Source organism: Sorangium sp. So ce321, assembly GCF_051530195.1.
Classification (GTDB): domain Bacteria; phylum Myxococcota_A; class Polyangia; order Polyangiales; family Polyangiaceae; genus Sorangium.
On the sequence record NZ_CP150329.1, the window covers coordinates 8,185,362 to 8,201,104 of the forward strand.

At 70.6% G+C, this 15,743-nt stretch carries 18 protein-coding genes; 10 read left to right on the forward strand and 8 right to left on the reverse strand.

What is annotated here, in order from left to right; all coding sequences use genetic code 11:
- Positions 1-6: 6 nt before the first annotated feature.
- From WME89_RS30055 to WME89_RS30065, 3 genes are all read right to left on the reverse strand, one after another.
- Positions 7-882 carry an RNA repair domain-containing protein gene (locus WME89_RS30055; protein WP_438003133.1) on the reverse strand — a complete coding sequence of 292 codons (876 nt, stop codon included), beginning with the start codon at positions 880-882 and terminating at the stop codon, positions 7-9.
- A gap of 145 nt (positions 883-1,027) precedes the next feature.
- Entirely contained in the window at positions 1,028-1,612 is a 585-nt protein-coding gene (locus tag WME89_RS30060) for a malonic semialdehyde reductase (protein ID WP_438003134.1), read from the reverse strand.
- 58 nt (positions 1,613-1,670) lie between these two features.
- Positions 1,671-2,099 carry a DoxX family protein gene (locus tag WME89_RS30065; RefSeq protein ID WP_438003135.1) on the reverse strand — a complete coding sequence of 143 codons (429 nt, stop codon included), beginning with the start codon at positions 2,097-2,099 and terminating at the stop codon, positions 1,671-1,673.
- 77 nt (positions 2,100-2,176) lie between these two features.
- On the opposite strand from WME89_RS30065, the gene WME89_RS30070 reads away from it, so the two are divergent.
- The 4 genes from WME89_RS30070 (at position 2,177) to WME89_RS30085 (ending at position 6,662) form a co-directional block, all read left to right on the forward strand.
- The gene (locus tag WME89_RS30070; protein WP_438003136.1) at positions 2,177-3,163 is read left to right on the forward strand and encodes a LysR family transcriptional regulator; all 987 of its coding nucleotides are present in this window, start codon (positions 2,177-2,179) and stop codon (positions 3,161-3,163) included.
- A 261-nt stretch (positions 3,164-3,424) separates the two neighbouring features.
- Complete coding sequence (locus WME89_RS30075; protein WP_438003137.1) at positions 3,425-3,958, forward strand: hypothetical protein; 534 nt, start codon at positions 3,425-3,427, stop codon at positions 3,956-3,958.
- Between the two features lie 283 nt (positions 3,959-4,241).
- On the forward strand, positions 4,242-4,967 hold the full coding sequence (locus WME89_RS30080; RefSeq protein ID WP_438011988.1) for a fatty acid desaturase family protein: 726 nt from the start codon (positions 4,242-4,244) through the stop codon (positions 4,965-4,967).
- Positions 4,968-5,189: 222 nt separating this feature from the next.
- Positions 5,190-6,662 (forward strand): glycoside hydrolase family 5 protein, encoded by a 1,473-nt coding sequence (locus tag WME89_RS30085; protein ID WP_438003138.1) that lies wholly within the window; start codon positions 5,190-5,192, stop codon positions 6,660-6,662.
- A 30-nt stretch (positions 6,663-6,692) separates the two neighbouring features.
- Here the strand turns inward: WME89_RS30085 and WME89_RS30090 are convergent, their stop codons facing one another.
- Positions 6,693-7,040 carry a hypothetical protein gene (locus WME89_RS30090; protein ID WP_438003139.1) on the reverse strand — a complete coding sequence of 116 codons (348 nt, stop codon included), beginning with the start codon at positions 7,038-7,040 and terminating at the stop codon, positions 6,693-6,695.
- A gap of 68 nt (positions 7,041-7,108) precedes the next feature.
- Between WME89_RS30090 and WME89_RS30095 the strand changes: the two genes are divergently transcribed.
- Positions 7,109-7,630: a GreA/GreB family elongation factor gene (locus WME89_RS30095; protein WP_437618012.1), complete on the forward strand. Its 522-nt coding sequence runs from the start codon at positions 7,109-7,111 to the stop codon at positions 7,628-7,630.
- Positions 7,631-8,059: 429 nt separating this feature from the next.
- Here the strand turns inward: WME89_RS30095 and WME89_RS30100 are convergent, their stop codons facing one another.
- Both WME89_RS30100 and WME89_RS30105 read right to left on the reverse strand, forming a co-directional pair.
- Positions 8,060-9,175, reverse strand: coding sequence for an SBBP repeat-containing protein (locus WME89_RS30100; protein ID WP_438003140.1), 1,116 nt, complete (start codon positions 9,173-9,175; stop codon positions 8,060-8,062).
- Complete coding sequence (locus WME89_RS30105) at positions 9,136-9,429, reverse strand: hypothetical protein (protein WP_438003141.1); 294 nt, start codon at positions 9,427-9,429, stop codon at positions 9,136-9,138. The genes WME89_RS30100 and WME89_RS30105 overlap by 40 nt, the downstream gene beginning before the upstream one ends.
- Before the next feature lie 423 nt (positions 9,430-9,852).
- Between WME89_RS30105 and WME89_RS30110 the strand changes: the two genes are divergently transcribed.
- From WME89_RS30110 to WME89_RS30130, 5 genes are all read left to right on the forward strand, one after another.
- A complete protein-coding gene (locus tag WME89_RS30110; protein ID WP_438003142.1) occupies positions 9,853-10,977 on the forward strand; it encodes a penicillin-binding transpeptidase domain-containing protein in 1,125 nt (374 codons plus the stop codon).
- 38 nt (positions 10,978-11,015) lie between these two features.
- Complete coding sequence (nth, locus tag WME89_RS30115) at positions 11,016-11,648, forward strand: endonuclease III (protein WP_438003143.1); 633 nt, start codon at positions 11,016-11,018, stop codon at positions 11,646-11,648.
- A 7-nt stretch (positions 11,649-11,655) separates the two neighbouring features.
- Entirely contained in the window at positions 11,656-12,339 is a 684-nt protein-coding gene (gene ung / locus WME89_RS30120) for a uracil-DNA glycosylase (RefSeq protein ID WP_438003144.1), read from the forward strand.
- A gap of 6 nt (positions 12,340-12,345) precedes the next feature.
- Positions 12,346-13,110 carry a YkgJ family cysteine cluster protein gene (locus WME89_RS30125; protein WP_438003145.1) on the forward strand — a complete coding sequence of 255 codons (765 nt, stop codon included), beginning with the start codon at positions 12,346-12,348 and terminating at the stop codon, positions 13,108-13,110.
- Positions 13,111-13,236: 126 nt separating this feature from the next.
- Entirely contained in the window at positions 13,237-13,854 is a 618-nt protein-coding gene (locus WME89_RS30130) for a glutathione S-transferase family protein (RefSeq protein WP_438003146.1), read from the forward strand.
- 168 nt (positions 13,855-14,022) lie between these two features.
- Here the strand turns inward: WME89_RS30130 and WME89_RS30135 are convergent, their stop codons facing one another.
- Entirely contained in the window at positions 14,023-15,399 is a 1,377-nt protein-coding gene (locus tag WME89_RS30135; protein ID WP_438003147.1) for a DUF1552 domain-containing protein, read from the reverse strand.
- A 5-nt stretch (positions 15,400-15,404) separates the two neighbouring features.
- Positions 15,405-15,614, reverse strand: coding sequence for a DUF1585 domain-containing protein (locus WME89_RS30140; RefSeq protein WP_438003148.1), 210 nt, complete (start codon positions 15,612-15,614; stop codon positions 15,405-15,407).
- Positions 15,615-15,743 lie beyond the last annotated feature (129 nt).

Genomic DNA, 15,743 nt, shown 5'->3' on the forward strand with positions numbered 1-15,743 from the left:
TGCGCCTTACCGATCTCCTCCTTCGGGGGGCGGTTCGCCGAGCGGGATGGCGTGGCGGATCGCGAACGCCTCGTCGCCGCGGCGGCTGAGCAGGTGGATCGCGCTGGCCTGGAAGGTGATCGGCAGGATGCGCCGCCATTCGGCCACGAGCGCCTCGCCGTCCTCGCCGCCGCGGAGCTGCGCGATGGACAGGTGCGGGGTGAAGCCCCCGGGTGAGACCGTGCTCTGCTCGCTGCACTGGGGGAAGAGGGCTTCCAGCCTGGCCTGCAGGGCCTCCAGCGCGCCGGGCGGCTCGGAGCGCGGGTGGAGCCACACCGTGGCGCCGGCGCGGTGCTGGAAGCGCCGCACGTCGTCGAGGGTCACCTCGAAGGGGGCAACGTCGCGCAGCGCCGCGGCGATGGCGCCGCTCGCCTCGGCGAAGGCGGCCTCCGGCAAGAACCCGTAAAGCAGGTTGATGTGCGGCATCCACCGCTGCACGTGCCTGTCGTGCGCCCGGCGAATCGCCTCGATCGGCGCCCACGCTTCCCGGGGCGGGATCAGCGCGAGGGCGCTGCGGTGAACGGGCCGGGCGTCGAGCCCGCATGGCGCCGGCGGCGCGGGCGCGATGCGCTGGGCTTCGAGCAGGTCGACGCGCCGGCGGCGGTCCCAGACGGTGGTTGCGCCCCGGCGAATGTACTGGATTCGATGCCAGGGGATGTCGCCCTCCGGGTCGAAGCTCGGGAGGCCGATCTCCTCGGTTCCCGACGCCCGGGTCTCGTAGCCGATGACGAACGCGGCCGGGTCGAGCCGCGGGTCCCAGCGGATCTGGTCGTACACCTGCCGGCTGGTCCGGAGCTTCTGCCGCGCCTCGCCTTCGTGTCCTGAGCTCTCTTGCCGAGCCATGCCAGGAAGGTAGCAGCCCGAGGCGATCGCGACAGGGAGTCACGTCACCGTGGGGTAGCGCGCGACGGGCGGCGGAGAGCCGCGCTTGCCCTCGCTCGTAGCGGCCTCGCCTTGCAAGCCGCGCCGGCCGATTCCACGCCGATCGCTACGCGATGCGGCAGGCCTCTTCAAAATCGAGGCGGGGGTTGCGCGGGTAGAGCTTCGCCGGGTCGCCGTGGCCCAGGTTGATGAGGAGGATCGATTTCCACGGCACGCCGGCGAAGAACGCGGCGTCGGCCTTCTCCCGGTCGAAGCCGGCCATCGGCCCGCAGTCGAGCCCGAGCGCGCGGGCCGCGAGGATCAGGTAGCCGGCCTGGAGCGAGGCGTTCTGCAGGAGAAAGAAGTCGCGCTGCTCCGGCGGCATCCCGGCCAGGGTCTCGCCCATCGTCGGGCGCGCCGGGAAGAGCTTCGGCATCTTCTCGTGAAAGCGCGTGTCGTAGGCGATGATCGCGGTGACCGGCGCGCTCATGGTCTTCTCGACGTTGCCCGGCGCGAGGCAGGGGCGCAGGCGCTCCTTGGCCTCAGGGCTCTTCACGAAGACGATCCGCGCCGGCACGCTGTTGGCCGCCGTCGGCCCGAGGCGCAGGGCCTCGTAGAGGCGGCGCAGGGTCGCGTCGTCTATGGACTCGGCGAGCCAGCCGTTGTGGGTGCGGGCTTCGAGGAAGATCTGCTGGAGGAGTTGGTCGCTCATGAGGCTTGCTCCGTCGTACGTGGTCGAGGTGGGGCGAGTCGTTCCGTGAGATCCCGCGTCAGGTCGCGAGCGCGGGCTCGCCGATGTGGGCCCCGGCCTCGCGCTTCGGAGCGCTCGCGAGCCTGCGGCTCTCGGGGCGCAGCGCCCAGGAGGAGGCGGCGACTGCGACGAGGACGAGGGGCGTCATCACCTGGCCGGCGGCGTCGCCCACGGCGGCGTGCGAGGCGGCGGCGCTGGTGAGATCGAAGAAGATGCCGGCGTACGCCCACTCCTTGAGGCGCGGGAAGCGCGGGGCGAGGAGGGCCACGGCGCCGAGGACCTTCCAGACGCCGAGGATGGTGGCGAAGTAGGGCGGGTAGCCGAGGTGCGCCATGCCCTCGAGGACCTGGGGGGAGCCAGCGAGATCGGCGAGCCCGCCTGCGGCGAAGGCGAGGCCGAGGAGACCCGTCGAGATCCAGTAACCGATGGTGCGTGCCTTGTCGTTCATGAGCGAGCATTCTGGGCCGTGGACGCGCCTGTAACAATGCATCAACAGTTGGAAGCACCTGCCAGGTTTTGATCCAAATGGACGAACCCCTCGAGACCTCCGAGCTCCTCGCCTTCTCGAAGACTGTGGAGGCCCGATCCCTGTCCCGCGCCGCCGCCGAGCTCGGCATCCCTCGCGCCACCATCAGCCGCCGCCTCGCGCGGCTGGAGGAGCGGCTCGGGGTGCGCTTGCTCCGCCGGACGACGCGCAGCCTCGCCCTCACCGACGCGGGCGAGGCGCTCTACCGCCACGCCCGCATCGTGCTCGACGCCGTCCACCAGGCCGAGGCGAGCGTGCGCAAGGCCGACGACGCCGTGCGCGGCGAGCTGCGCGTCTCGGTGCCGCCGATGATGGGCGAGAGCTTCAGCGCGATGCTCTGCGATTTTGCGCGGCGTTACCCCGAGGTCCGCCTGCACGTCCACAGCTCGACCCAGTACGTCGACCTCCAGCGCGGCGGTTACGACGTCGCGCTCCGCGCGAGCACCGCGCTCGAGCCCGGCCTCGTCGCCCGGACGCTGGTGCGCATGCCGCTCCTCGCGGTCGCCTCGCCCGCGTACCTCGAGGCCCGCGGCGCGCCGCGCACGCGCCGCGACCTGCGGAGCCACCGCTGCCTCATGGGCTTCGCCCGGGGGGAGCTGCCGCAGACGCACTGGCCGTCCTCCGGCGGCAAGCTCCAGGTCGAGGGCGCGCTCTTCACGAACGACATGTTCCTGCTCTGCGACGCCGCGCTCCAGGGCCTCGGCATCGCGCTCGTGCCGGAGCGGGTCGTGCGCCCGCACCTCGAGAGCGGCGCCCTCGTGCACGTGCTGCCAGGCGTGATCGAGGCGGACTCGCACATCGCGGTGATCTACGCGGAGCGGGAGTTCATGCCGCCGCAGGTCCGCGCCTTCATCGACGCGGTGACGGCGTGGGGAGGGGGGGATCTCCTCCCGCGGGCGGGCGCGCCGAAGCCGAAGCGGGCGGCGAAGAGCGGCCTGCGCCCGCGCTCGAGATCGCCCGGCGCTATCCGGCGCGCCTCCGGATAGCCTGGCAGGGCCCGATGCGCGCGTGTTCCGCGTGCGCGTCGAGGAGAGCCTCTCTGCGGACGTGGATCAATCGGGGAGAGCGAGCTCCCTGGCCACCGCGACGGGCGGTGTCAAGCCGCCCTGCGGACCGGTCCGCGCGCCGTCGCGCGCCCGGGGGCGCGGCCGTCGCGCGCGCCCAGGTGTAAGGCGGACCGGGGCGCCCGCGTTCGACCTCGGAACTCGCACGATGTTCGCAGGGGAGTTCGCAGAGGAGATCGAGAGATGCTCGCACGATGGACGCGATTCGTGGTCACGGCGGCGCTGCTCACCGGATGCGGTGCCGTGGGCTGTGGAGCGCAGGGCGCAACGCCGGTGAGCGGGCTCGACGCCCTGCCGGAGCGGTACAGGTACGAGGGCGAAGTTGCCATCGAGCCCGTCGCGCTCGAGGAGCTGCTGGAACGGTTCGTCCGGCTCGGCTGCCAGCGGCTGCCGGAGATCCCGACGTCGGTGGGGGAGCCGGCGCCGTCGCAGCCGACTGGTCCCTCGCTTGGCTGCGCCGTCGCGCTCCGGGAGGAGTCCCGTCCCCCGCGGAGGCGCCTCATCATCTACCCGGAAGGGCCCCACTGCTTCGGGCCGTGCTCGTTCCACATCGAAGGACACAAGCTCTACGCCTTCAAGGACTTCGAGGGCCCGCGCTACGACGAGGGGTTCAAGAGGATGGTCCGGGCGGATGTGCGCAGGCTCGGCAACCTCGTGAAGATCGTCGAGGGTACCTGGAGCATCCAGGCGCACGATGCGCGGGGTGTCTTGTACTGATGCGTCCTGGCGCGTAGGGAAAAGAAGCCGTATCGCTGCGCGAAGAAGTGCGTCACGGTGTCGCAGCAAACCGCCGTCGCGGGCTGTTGCGGCCTCGCAGGGCGCGGTCCAATGCGCTGGCGCGCCAACGTGGGCGGCTCGCAGATGCGAGCACCCCCGCGTACTTCACGGTGTGGAAGCGCGGGGGCGGGATTGAGCCGCATGTCGCCGGACGTGCGTTGCACGACGGTCACCGCGCCGCTCTTGACCGCGCCGCACGCGCCTCGGCGCGTGGAGCTACTGGCTGAGCCTCCTCTGCTGGGCGCCGACCGGGATGAGCGTGACGCTCTATACGAACTACCACCTCCACCATCACCGCATCGCGAACACCTACCCTGACGTCGATAACTTCGTCGTCACCGACTACACGCGGAGCCCGTTCTTCGCCAAGGTCCTCCTCCTCGGGGTCTATCTCTTCGGCTACCCCATGTACTGGCTCTCGAACATGCCCGGGTACATGAAGCGGCTCACCCCCTGGAAGCGCATCCGGATGAACCCCGAGATCGTCAGGGGGTTCTCGCTCATGGGGTATTGCTTCCACGTGATGCCCTACCAAGTCTTCTTCTTCTACGTCCTGCCGTTCGTCTTCGGGGCCTTCCTGGCGAGCCTGACGTCGATGATCGAGCACTACGAGATGCTCCCCGGCGAGGACGCCTACAGCTCGCGCACCTACGGCACCAGGGCGCACATCATTAACTTCCTCTGGAACAACGTCACCTACCACAACGAGCACCACAAGTTCCCGGGCATCCCCTGGTACAACCTCCGGAGCTTCCACGAGGCGGCGTACCCCCACTACGACGAGAAGGTGAAGGCCGAGTGCCACCCCTCGATCTACCGGCTCGCCCTCCAGCTCTACGGGCGCATCCTCAAGTTCGATATGCAGCAGCTCGACGAGCGCTACCGCGGCGTCAACAAGGACGCCGAGCGGCAGAAGTACCCGAGCATGGCCGGCATCCCCGTGAATTGAGGCCTCGAGCCCGGCCCGGGGCTCGCCCACAAGGCCTCTTCCAGGCGTGTCGATATATTACACGAACGCTATTGAGCACGAATACGACTTGACTTCCGACCCGGAGAGAATATGAATCCTGGAGCCGGACGAGCTCGAGAGCCTGCGTCCTTGTGACCTCCTGCTCAGCGCCCAACAGGCAGCGATCCGCAGCCCCGCGCAACCCCTGGAGAGGAGAGGACCATGAAGCGTCTCGTTCACATGGGCGTGGCCATCACTGCCTGCTTCGCGATCTCGTCATGCGCGGTCCACGCCGGAGATGAGGAGATCGAGGACGGGGACGAGCCCCTCGGTCAAGCCGCCCAGAGCCTCGGCGGCCTGGTCATCTCGAGCCCGCTCACGCTGAGCACGAGCACGGTCGTGAGCGGCCAGGCCCTCACCGCCACCGTGACCTATCAGAACACCAGCGCGTCGCCGATCACCATCGGGTCGCTGGTCATCGCGTCGCGCCCGCCCGGCGGCACCCACGGCGGCGGCCCCTTCAACGACCTCAGCCCGACGCTCACGACGACCACCATCAACCCCGGGGCCACGGTCACCTTGAGCGCCTCCCGCACCTACTCCACGTCCGAGCCGATCGGCCGGTGGGAGGCCTACAGCACCTACAAGGACTCCGCGAACGTCTGGCATGACGGCCCGAGCACCTATTTCATCGTCTCGAAGGAGCTGTTCCACACCGCCTACCCCCACGCCTTCGTGAACGCCCAGGGCAGCTCGGTGCGCCTCAACGGCTTCAACGCGCGCGAGAGCACCGTGTATAACCCGCAGAACGGCTGGAGCCAGACGCAGGCGCACTTCGCCACCATCACGAGCAAGGGGTTCAACACGGTCCGCTTCACGCTGGATTGGTTCTCCTTCGAGCCTTCGCAGGGCGTGTTCAACCAGACCGCCATCAACGCCCTGACCACGGCGGTCGCCAACGCCAAGGCCGCGGGGCTGTACATCATCCTCGATCCCATCCACCTGAAGAGCGGGGGCACGGTGGGCGTCCCCAGCTGGGCCGCCGGATCCGGCGACGACGTCGACCAGATCAACAACTACGCCCTGCCTTACCTCCAGAAGATGGCCTCGCTCTTCAAGGACGAGCCGAACGTCATCGCCTACGACGTGGTGAACGAGCCCCACATGACCACGGCGGATCAGAACCGGATGCTGCCGGTGTACAGCAAGCTTGTCCAGGGGATCCGGACCATCGATCCCGACAAGATCTGCATCCTCGAGCCCATCTGGGGGGACTCGGGGCTCGACCAGGCCGACTTCTCGCTCCTCTCCGACAAATTGAACATCGTCTGGTCAATCCACGACTACTTCGCGGGCTGCGACTACGACGGCTTCGACGGCGCCGGCGTCCCGGTGGGCTGCTATGTGTGGAACGGCACGAGCGGCTATCCCAGCTCTACGCCCGACCAGCTCGAGAGGCACGTCACCGTCATCCTGGACCGCCTGGCCACGGTGGGCTTGCCGGCCTACGTCGGCGAGTACGGGCTCGGCGATGGCGTCGCGAACCACGATCTCTGGCTCCAGCAGCAGACGGCCATCTTCAACAAGTACGACCTCAGCCGCACCTACTGGGAGTGGCATAGCGGCGGCAGCATGTCGGCGCAGAACCTGGACTACACCTGGAAGCCCTGGGTCGATCTCCTCCTCGTGCCGTGATCGCCCGGCGATCGCGAGGCGCTCGCCTCCTCACCCCCTGGGAGCGCAGGTGGAGACGCCGACCCCCACCACGTGGGTGGAGAGCGTCGCCACGTCGACCATGGAGCCGCCCACCGGGCTCACCCTGGTGACGCTCGTCGGCTCCTTCCACTTCGCGTGGAACACGTAGAAATCTCCGCCCCAGAACGCGAACGCGAACGAGTTGGTCTCCTCCCCGAGCGGCAGGGCCACGATCTCCTTCACCGCGCCGCTCTTCTTGTCCACCTGCGCGATGTGCGACTGGCTCAGGGCCGTATCCATGAACAACCCGTAGCGCCGCCCATCGCCCGTCCCGGTGAGCTCCACGGCGTTGCCGAGCGCCGGGGAGAAGGACGACACCGGGAACGCCCGTTGCCATCGCCGGGCTCGGCTCTAGGATCCGTTGTCTTTCGACAACAACCCGGGTGATGGCGATGAGCAAGGCGTTCACGCGCGAATCGGACGACGACGGAGAAGACGCGCCCGCGCGGCCGCTCGGCGCGGAGCTGCCGGCGGGGGCGAGGAACTACATGACGCCGGCGGGCGCGGCGGGGCTGCGGCAGGAGATCGAGCGGCTGTCGCAGGTCGAGCGGCCGGGGCTCGCGGCGACCGGCGACGCGCGGGCGCTGCGCGAGGTGGACCGGCGGATCGCGTTCCTCGGGCGGCGGCTGGAGGCGCTGGAGGTCGTCGACCCGGCGGGACAGCCGGCCGGGCGGGCGCTGTTCGGCGCGACGGTCACCGTGCGGGACGAGGGGGGCGCCGAGCGCGGGTACCGGCTGGTGGGCGTCGACGAGGCGGATCCGGGGCGCGGTGACGTGAGCTGGCTGTCGCCGATCGCGAAGGCGCTGCTCGGGGCGCAGGTGGGGGACGTGGTAGTCGCACGCTCGCCCCGGGGGGACGAGGAGCTCGAGGTGGTGCAGGTGAGCTACGCGCCGGCGGGGCGCCGGTGACCTGACTCAGGTTGACCACCTCGTCACCGCGGCCGCGCTCCTCGAGGCCGGCAAGGTGAATGTCGCGACCCCCGTCTGCTACACGGGCGGCATGAGCGCGATCACCGCGCGGGATCTCGAGGGGCGCGGCGCCACCTGCACGGTGTTCGGCGAGGCGCTCGGCCGCAGCATCAACGGCGTGTTCGCCCGCCTCGCCGGCCAGCACCTCACGGCCGCCGACCTGCGCGACAAGGCCCGCGCTCTCGGCTTCGACGGCGAGGTCCCCATCGACATCCCTGTCGCGCCGAGCACAGCCCAGGTCCCGGCCGACTCGCTCGGCCTCGCGCGCGCCGCCGCGGGCTTCTGGAGCGGCAAGCTCAGCCCGCTCGGCGCCCTCGAGCGCCCTTTGCGACCGGAAAGGACCACGCGATGCGCGCGCGATCGCGTGCGTCAGGGACCGAAGACCGCGACGAAGCCGTCCGTGCCCGCGGCGGTGAGCGGACCGGTGCCGAAATCGGCTGTACCCGTGAAGTCACCGACGAGCGCGATATTGCCGTCGCGGTCGGTCGTCAGGCCTCTTATCGTGACAGGCACGTCCGTGAACGTGCGGCGCCAGAGCTCCGCGCCGGAAGCATCGAGCTTGACGAGGGACCGCTCTGCCAGGACGATGAAGTTCCCGCCCGAGCCCCTGACCACGGCGTCAGGCGGGGCCTCCCGGTGCCAGAGGTAGTCGCCGAGCGGGCTCATCTTCACCACGAAGTGCGTTCCGTCGGCGATGGGCCCACCGCCGAGATCGAGATTCCGCTGACTGCGGCCCACGACCAGGAGATTGTCCTCGGCGTCGACGGCGACATCCTCCGCATCTCCGCCTTCTCCCCCGAAGTCCGGTGCGGACGGTCCTGACAGGAGCTTCTGCCAGAGCACGTTGCCCGCAGGGTCTCGCTTCTCGACGTGGAAGTAGTAGTCGCAGGGGCACGTCCAGAGGTGATTCCCGTCCGGATCGAGCTTGACCAGGAAGACGGCGCTCAAGGAGAAGTCATTGCCCCAGGGGAGCGGGCCGCCCCCGAAGTCTACAGGCGGCGGCCCGTCAAAGGGGGCGCCGGAATAGCTGCCGCCAACGAGGATGTTGCCGCTCCCGTCGAGCGCAATGTGGGTTCCTGATTCCCTGTAGGGGCTGCTGCCGAATCGCCTGCTCCATAGCGCATGGCCTGCCGGGTCGAGCTTGAGCACAAACACGTCCCCGTTCCCTGCGCTCACGAGAGGCCCCGCTCCGAAATCGACCGTCCCCTCGAACCAGCCCGTCACATAGAGGTTGCCTGCGGCGTCCGTTGCGACGGCGTAGGCAGCCTGATCGCCAGCGCCGCCCAGACCGGTGGACCACAGCGGCGGCGCGCACTGCCCCATGCCGTCGCAGTCCTCGTCGGCGTCCGTGGCGCAGTCTTCGACAGATGGCGCGATCTCGCCGGTGCACGGGCCGTAGCCGGATCCGTCGGGGAGGCAGGTTTGAACGCCGGAGGTGCAGAGCCCTACCCCTTGCGTCCCCGGGAGCCCAGAATAGCAGCCCATCTGCGATCCCGGCACGCAGCTCGCTGGGCCGCCACCGCCGCCGCCGGTCGCCGGCTCTCCCCCGGCGCCCCCCTGGCCGCCGCCGCCGGTCGCGGCTCTCCCCCGGCGCCCCCCTGGCCGCCGCCGCCGGTCGCCGGCTCTCCCCCGGCGCCTCCCTGGCCGCCGCCGCCGATCGTGCAGCCGACGGCCAGCGTCGTCGCGAGCAGCACGGCCCCTCTGAACCCGTACCACACCCCGGTATCTCCGTGTCTCATGCGCTCCATCTTTCGTTGAGTGGCCACGTATCCCGAACGCTACCCTGGTCCTGTACGCCCGCGGAGCTCAGGCCATGAAGCCATGGGTGCCGCGACGCGCGCGCGGATTCATCCCGGAGAGAACGGTCTGGCCGAGCCAGGAGGACGCGGGGTTGCCCTCTGCCGCCGGCCGCCGCAACTCGCGCCCGCCCCGCGCCGACAAGGGTCGATGCGGATCCGACGAACTCCCTCGCGCAGGCACGCGTGGAGGGTGCGTGAGCGCCGCAAACCCGTCGCGTATCGCCTCGCTCGACAAGCCGCCGGCCGCCCGAGCAGCCAACCGGAGCGCCTCGTGTACGACCCGGGCCCCTCCTCACCCTCCAGCGCGGCGACGCGGCTGCGCGAAACTTGGCCCCCGCGCCCCCCCTCTGGCATCTGCCCCGGGTGCGTTCGCGTCTTCACCTCGCGCTCGCCGCCGCGGTCGCCGTGTGGATCGCGCCGGCGGTGGCATCTCCGGCCCCGCCGGGCGTCCGAAAGCTCCACGTCGAGGCCGGCGCTTTCCACGCCACGGTCGGCGCCGCGGGCAAGCAGGTGCGCCTCACGCTCGACCCCGAGCTCCAGCGCGCCGCCGAGCGCCTCCTCGCCCGCTCCGGCGCCCCCGAGGGCGCCATCGTCGCCTCCGACGTCCGCACCGGCCGCATCCTCGTGTGGGCGAGCCGCGGCAGCAGGGACTACGTCGCGACCCCGCTCGCCCCGAGCGCGAGCCTCTTCAAGATCGTCACCGCGGCCGCGCTCCTCGAGGCCGGCAAGGTGAATGTCGCGACCCCCGTCTGCTACACGGGCGGCATGAGCGCGATCACCGCGCGGGATCTCGAGGGGCGCGGCGCCACCTGCACGGTGTTCGGCGAGGCGCTCGGCCGCAGCATCAACGGCGTGTTCGCCCGCCTCGCCGGCCAGCACCTCACGGCCGCCGACCTGCGCGACAAGGCCCGCGCTCTCGGCTTCGACGGCGAGGTCCCCATCGACATCCCCGTCGCGCCGAGCGCCGCCCAGGTCCCGGCCGACTCGCTCGGCCTCGCGCGCGCCGCCGCGGGCTTCTGGAGCGGCAAGCTCAGCCCGCTCGGCGCCCTCTTCGCGATGCAGACCATCGCCAACGACGGCGAGCGCGTCCGCTTCTCGCTGCTCGCGCCGGCCCGCGGGGACGCCGCCGCGCCGCGCAGCACCGACGGCCGCGGCCTCCGGCCCGACGTCGCGCGCACCCTCCGGTCGATGCTCGAGGTCACGACGCGGCGGGGCACCTGCGCCAAGGCGTTCCGCAAGCCCGACGGCACCCGCGCCCTCGGCACCATGCCCGTCGCGGCCAAGACCGGCACGCTCGTCGGCGGCAACCCGTCGCGGATGTTCTCGTGGTTCGCCTCGTTCGCGCCGTCCGATCGCCCCGAGATCGCCGTCTCCGTGATGCTCGCCAACGACATCGCGTGGCGCACCAAGGCGAACCTCGTCGGCCGCGAGCTGCTCGAGACCTACTTCGGCCGCAAGCGCGCCGGCCCCGTCGCCCGGAGGCGCTGACGGCCGGTACCAGGCTGGGCTACGCTGCGGCGAGCCGCATGAATGCCCGAGACCGCGTACCGCTCCTCCTCCAGCACCTGCGCGAGGCCTACCCCGACGCGCGCTACGAGCTCGACTGGGAGACGCCGCTCGATCTGCTCGTCGCGACCATCCTGGCCGCGCAGTGCACGGACGAGCGCGTCAACCGGGTGACCGCCACCCTCTTCAAGAAGTACCCGACCGCGCAGGCGTACGCCGACGCGCCCACCGAGCAGCTCGAGGAGGAGCTCAAGCCGACCGGCTTCTACCGCCAGAAGACGAAGACCGTGAAGGCCGCCTGCCAGGAGCTCGTCGCGCGCTTCGGCGGCGAGGTGCCCGAGACCATGGCCGAGCTCACCTCGCTGCCGGGCGTGGCCAGGAAGACGGCGAACGTCGTGCTCAACACCGCGTTCAACCTCCCCTCGGGGATCATCGTCGACACGCACGTCGCCCGGCTCAGCGGGCGCATCGGCCTCTCGAAGCGCGAGAAGCCCGAGCAGATCGAGGAGGACCTGATGCGGCTCGTGCCGAAGGAGCAGTGGACCTTCTTCGGCCCCGCGATGGTGCTGCACGGCCGCTACACCTGCGTCGCCCGGAAGCCGAAGTGCGCCGAGTGCCGCATCAGCGCGCTCTGCCCGAAGGAAGGGGTCTGAACGAGCGATGAAGATCGATCTGCCCGACTCGTGGCAAGGCGTGCTCGCCGGAGAGCTCGACCAGCCCTATTTCCAGCGGCTCCTGGGCTTCCTCGAGGCCGAGCGCAAGGCGCACCGGGTCTTCCCGGCCGAGGAGGACGTCTTCGCCGCGTTCCGGCTCACGCCGTACGAGAGCGTCCGCGTGCTGCTCCTCGGCCAGGACCCGTACCACGACGAGGGGCAGGCCCACGGGCTGTGCTTCTCCGTGCGCCCGGGCGTCCCGCCGCCGCCGTCGCTCGCCAACATGTACAAGGAGGCGCTCTCCGACGTCCCCGACTTCACGATCCCGAGCCACGGCTGCCTCACCCCCTGGGCGCGCCAGGGCGTGCTGCTGCTGAACACGGTGCTCACCGTCCGGGCGCACACGCCGAACTCGCACAAGAACCAGGGCTGGGAGACGTTCACCGACGCCGTGATCAGGAAGGTGAACGACAGGCCCGACGGGGTCGTGTTCGTGCTGTGGGGCGGCCACGCGCAGAAGAAGGCGAAGCTCATCGACGCGCGCCGCCACACGGTCATCAAGGCGGCGCACCCCTCGCCGCTGTCGGCGCGGAGCGGCTTCTTCGGCAGCAAGCCGTTCTCGTCGATCAACGCCGCGCTCCGCGCGCGCGGCGCGGCGGAGATCGACTGGCGGCTCCCGGAGCTCGAGTAGCGCGCGATGCGCCGGCAGACGCGCTCGCTGCCGCTCGCCCCGCCGACGCGGTACACGCCCGCCGTCCTCGAGGGCATCGCCGACGGCGAGCGCGCCGCGCTCGGGCTCTCGCTCGCCAGGCGCACCGAGCTGGGCGCCGTGTCGGCGGCGGCCGCGGCCCTCGCGCGCGCCGAGGCGCTGGAGGAGGCCGCCGCGGCGGCCGAGCCGCCCGCTCGGCCGATCGCGTGCAGGGCCGGCTGCTCGACCTGCTGCGTGAGCAAGGTGCTCGTGATGGCGCCGGAGGTGCTCCGCATCGCCGCCCACCTGCGCGCCACGCGGAGCGGGGCGGAGCTCGCCGCGCTGGCGGAGCGCGTCCGGGCCGCCGACGCCGCGACGCGCGGCCTCACGCGCCTCGAGCGCGCCGAGGCGCGGGTCCCCTGCCCGCTCCTCGACGAGCGCGGCGCCTGCTCGGTCCACGCCGTCCGCCCCCTGGTCTGCGCGGGCTGGAACTCCCTCGACGCCGCGGCGTGCGAGCGCCACTTCGCCGCGCCCGCGGCCGTCCCCACGGCGCCGATGCACCGCCCGAGCTACGAGGTAGCGAACGCCGTCCTCGCCGGCCTTGGCTGGGCCGCGAAGGAGCAGGGCCTCGACGCCGTCCCGCTCGAGCTCATCGCCGCGCTGCGCATCGCGCTCGAGCGCCCGAACGCCGGCGAGCGGTGGCTCGCGCGCCTCCCCGTCTTCGCCGCGGCCCGCGACGCCGAGTGGCAGGAGGACCGGCGGCGCGAGGCGTGATCGCGCGCCGCGGCCCCCCCGGGCCCATGAGGGCGTTGGCAGGCCGGGAAATCGGTTTAGTCTAGCGCGCCGCGGAGGGCGCCGCCGGTCGGCGCCTCACGCCACGACACAGGACAAGGAGGCTCCATGAAGCTCTACGGACATCCCATGAGCACGTGTACGCGCAAGGTGTTGACGGTGCTCGCCGAGAAGGGTCACGAGGCGCAGGTCGTGGTCGTCGACCTGATGAAGGGCGAGCACAAGCAGCCCGACCACCTCGCGCGCCATCCCTTCGGCGTGATCCCGGTGCTCGAGGACGGGGACTTCTCGCTGTACGAGTCGAGGGCGATCATCCGCTACCTCGACCAGAAGCTCCCCGGCGCGTCGCTGACGCCGACCGAGCTCAGGGCCAGGGCGCTCATGGATCAGTGGCTCAGCGTGGAGCAGTCGTACTTCTCCACGCCCGCCATCAAGATCCTCTACCAGCGGGTGATCATGCCGATGCTCAGCAAGCAGGGCGACGAGTCGATCGTCGAGGTGGCGAAGGGCGAGGTCGCGCGGACGCTCGACGTGGTCGACAAGGCGCTCGGCAACCAGGAGTACCTCGCGGGCTCGAGCTACTCGCTGGCCGACATCTCGTTCATGCCGTACCTCCAGTGTCTCGTCGTGTCGAAGGTCGGGGAGCTCATCACCGACCGGCAGAACGTCGCGGCCTGGTGGAAGCGCCTCAGCGCGCGCCCGGCGTGGGTGAAGGTGTCTTCCTGAACGTCCTCGTCCTGACTCGAGTCGACGGCCGCGAGCGCCGGCGAGCGAGGTAGCCCGAGGCGCCGGGACGCGCGCGCGTCCCGGCGCATGAGCTCGTGTCGATATCCCCTGCTGCACCGGCGATCTCCCGTCGAGATCGAGCCAGCCGGTGCCCCGCCGCCGGAATGGCTACGTCAGGTTCGTGAGCGGCCCGGTGCAGTACCCCCGATCGCCGAACGTGGTCCGGGTGTCGCCGAACAGGTTCAAGATCGAGACGAGCAGGTTGTTGTGCGGGAGGCTCGGGTACCGGACCCAGCGCCCGGTGCGCAGGCCCCCGCCGCCGCCCGCCAGCAGGAACGGCATGTCCCTCTTGGCGTGCCTCGCCGGATCCGAGATCTCGGAGCCGAAGAAGACGACGCTCTCGTCGAGCAGCGAGTGCCCGCCCATGTCGACCTTCTCCATCTCCTGCAAGAGATAGAGGTGCTGCTCCGAGTACCAGGTGTAGATGAGCTCGCACTCGGCCGGCTTGAAGCCGCCTTGTTCCTGGTAGAAATGGTGGTGCTCGGGCAGGTTCAGCCACGGCAACGTGTACTTCGCCTCGGTGTCGCTCCACTGCAGGGTGCCGACCGCGGTGATGTCGCAGGCGAGCGCCATCACCAGCATGTCCGTCATCAGCTTGCCCACCTTGGGGATCGCCGCGTCGGTCGCGAGGTCCTTGATCACGCCGACGTCGTCCGCGTTGAGCCCCGCGCGCGGGTTGTAGTCGGACGTGTCGACCATCGTCGGGGCCCGGCAAGCGGCCGGCGTGGCCGGCGTCGTGCTGAGGCTCTGCTCGATCTCGCGGATCTTCGTCAGGTGCTGGTCGATCTTCTGCCTGTCGGCGGCGCCCAGCCGCGCGGAGAGGGCGGAGTAGCGCCCGTCGAGGAAGTCGAGGATCGACCGCCTTCGCGCGAGGCGACGAGCGGCATCGTCGCCGGCGCTGGGGTCCAGCGTGCCGAAGAGCTCGGTGAAGATCTCCACGGGATCGAGGCGCGGCGGGATGGGGCTGTACGGCGCGGCGTCCTCGAAATTGGCGATGTTCATCGGCGACATCAGGCCGTGGGACCTGCCCGTCGCCCAGCGCACCGCGAGCTGGATGCTCGCCTTCGCCTTGATACCGGCGGAGATCCGGGAGGCGATCACCTGATCGACCGACGGCCCGCTCGCGTAGCCGCTGCTCGACACGAGCTGTTGCGGCGTGCCCGTGAGCCAGGCGATGATCCCGGCCTGGTGCTGCTCACCGAGCGCGCTCTTCATGTCGAGGCCGTCGACGACGAGCAGCCTGTCCTGCACCGGCGCGAGCGGCGACAGGATGGGGCCCAGGGTGAAGCTCGTCTCGGTGCCGGTCGGCCGCCAGCGGTCCATCACGGTTCCGCCGGGCGTGTAGACGGCGAGGAAGCGCTTGGCGGGGGCGGGGGCCGCGCGCGCCGTGCTCTCGGTGCCCATGATTTCCAGCCAGGGGAGCGCGATGGCGATGGCGCCAGCGCCCCGCAGCACGGCACGTCGGCTCAAACGAAAGTTGGACATGACCATCACTCCTGGTGAGCAACCGTGATGTAGTGGAAAGCATCCGTCTGCGTGAGATCGATCAGGAGCTGCTTCACGTTGTACCCGGACGGCTTGAAGGCGGTCGTTATCGGCTGCTTGGTGCAGGAGTCCTCGGCGCGCAGGGTCCGCCACGTTGTACACGCCGGTGCGTGCTCGTACTCAAGCAGTAGCGGTTGGCCCTCGAACCGGTTCACCACAAGCGAAGATATCGCGGAGGTGAATTTTTACTACCGAAGCGTGCGTCTGGTCGCCCCCGACGAAGCCCCCTTCGCTGCAGGCCGTATCCCGGTGGAGCACGTGCACTCGGAGCGGCGACGCTGTCG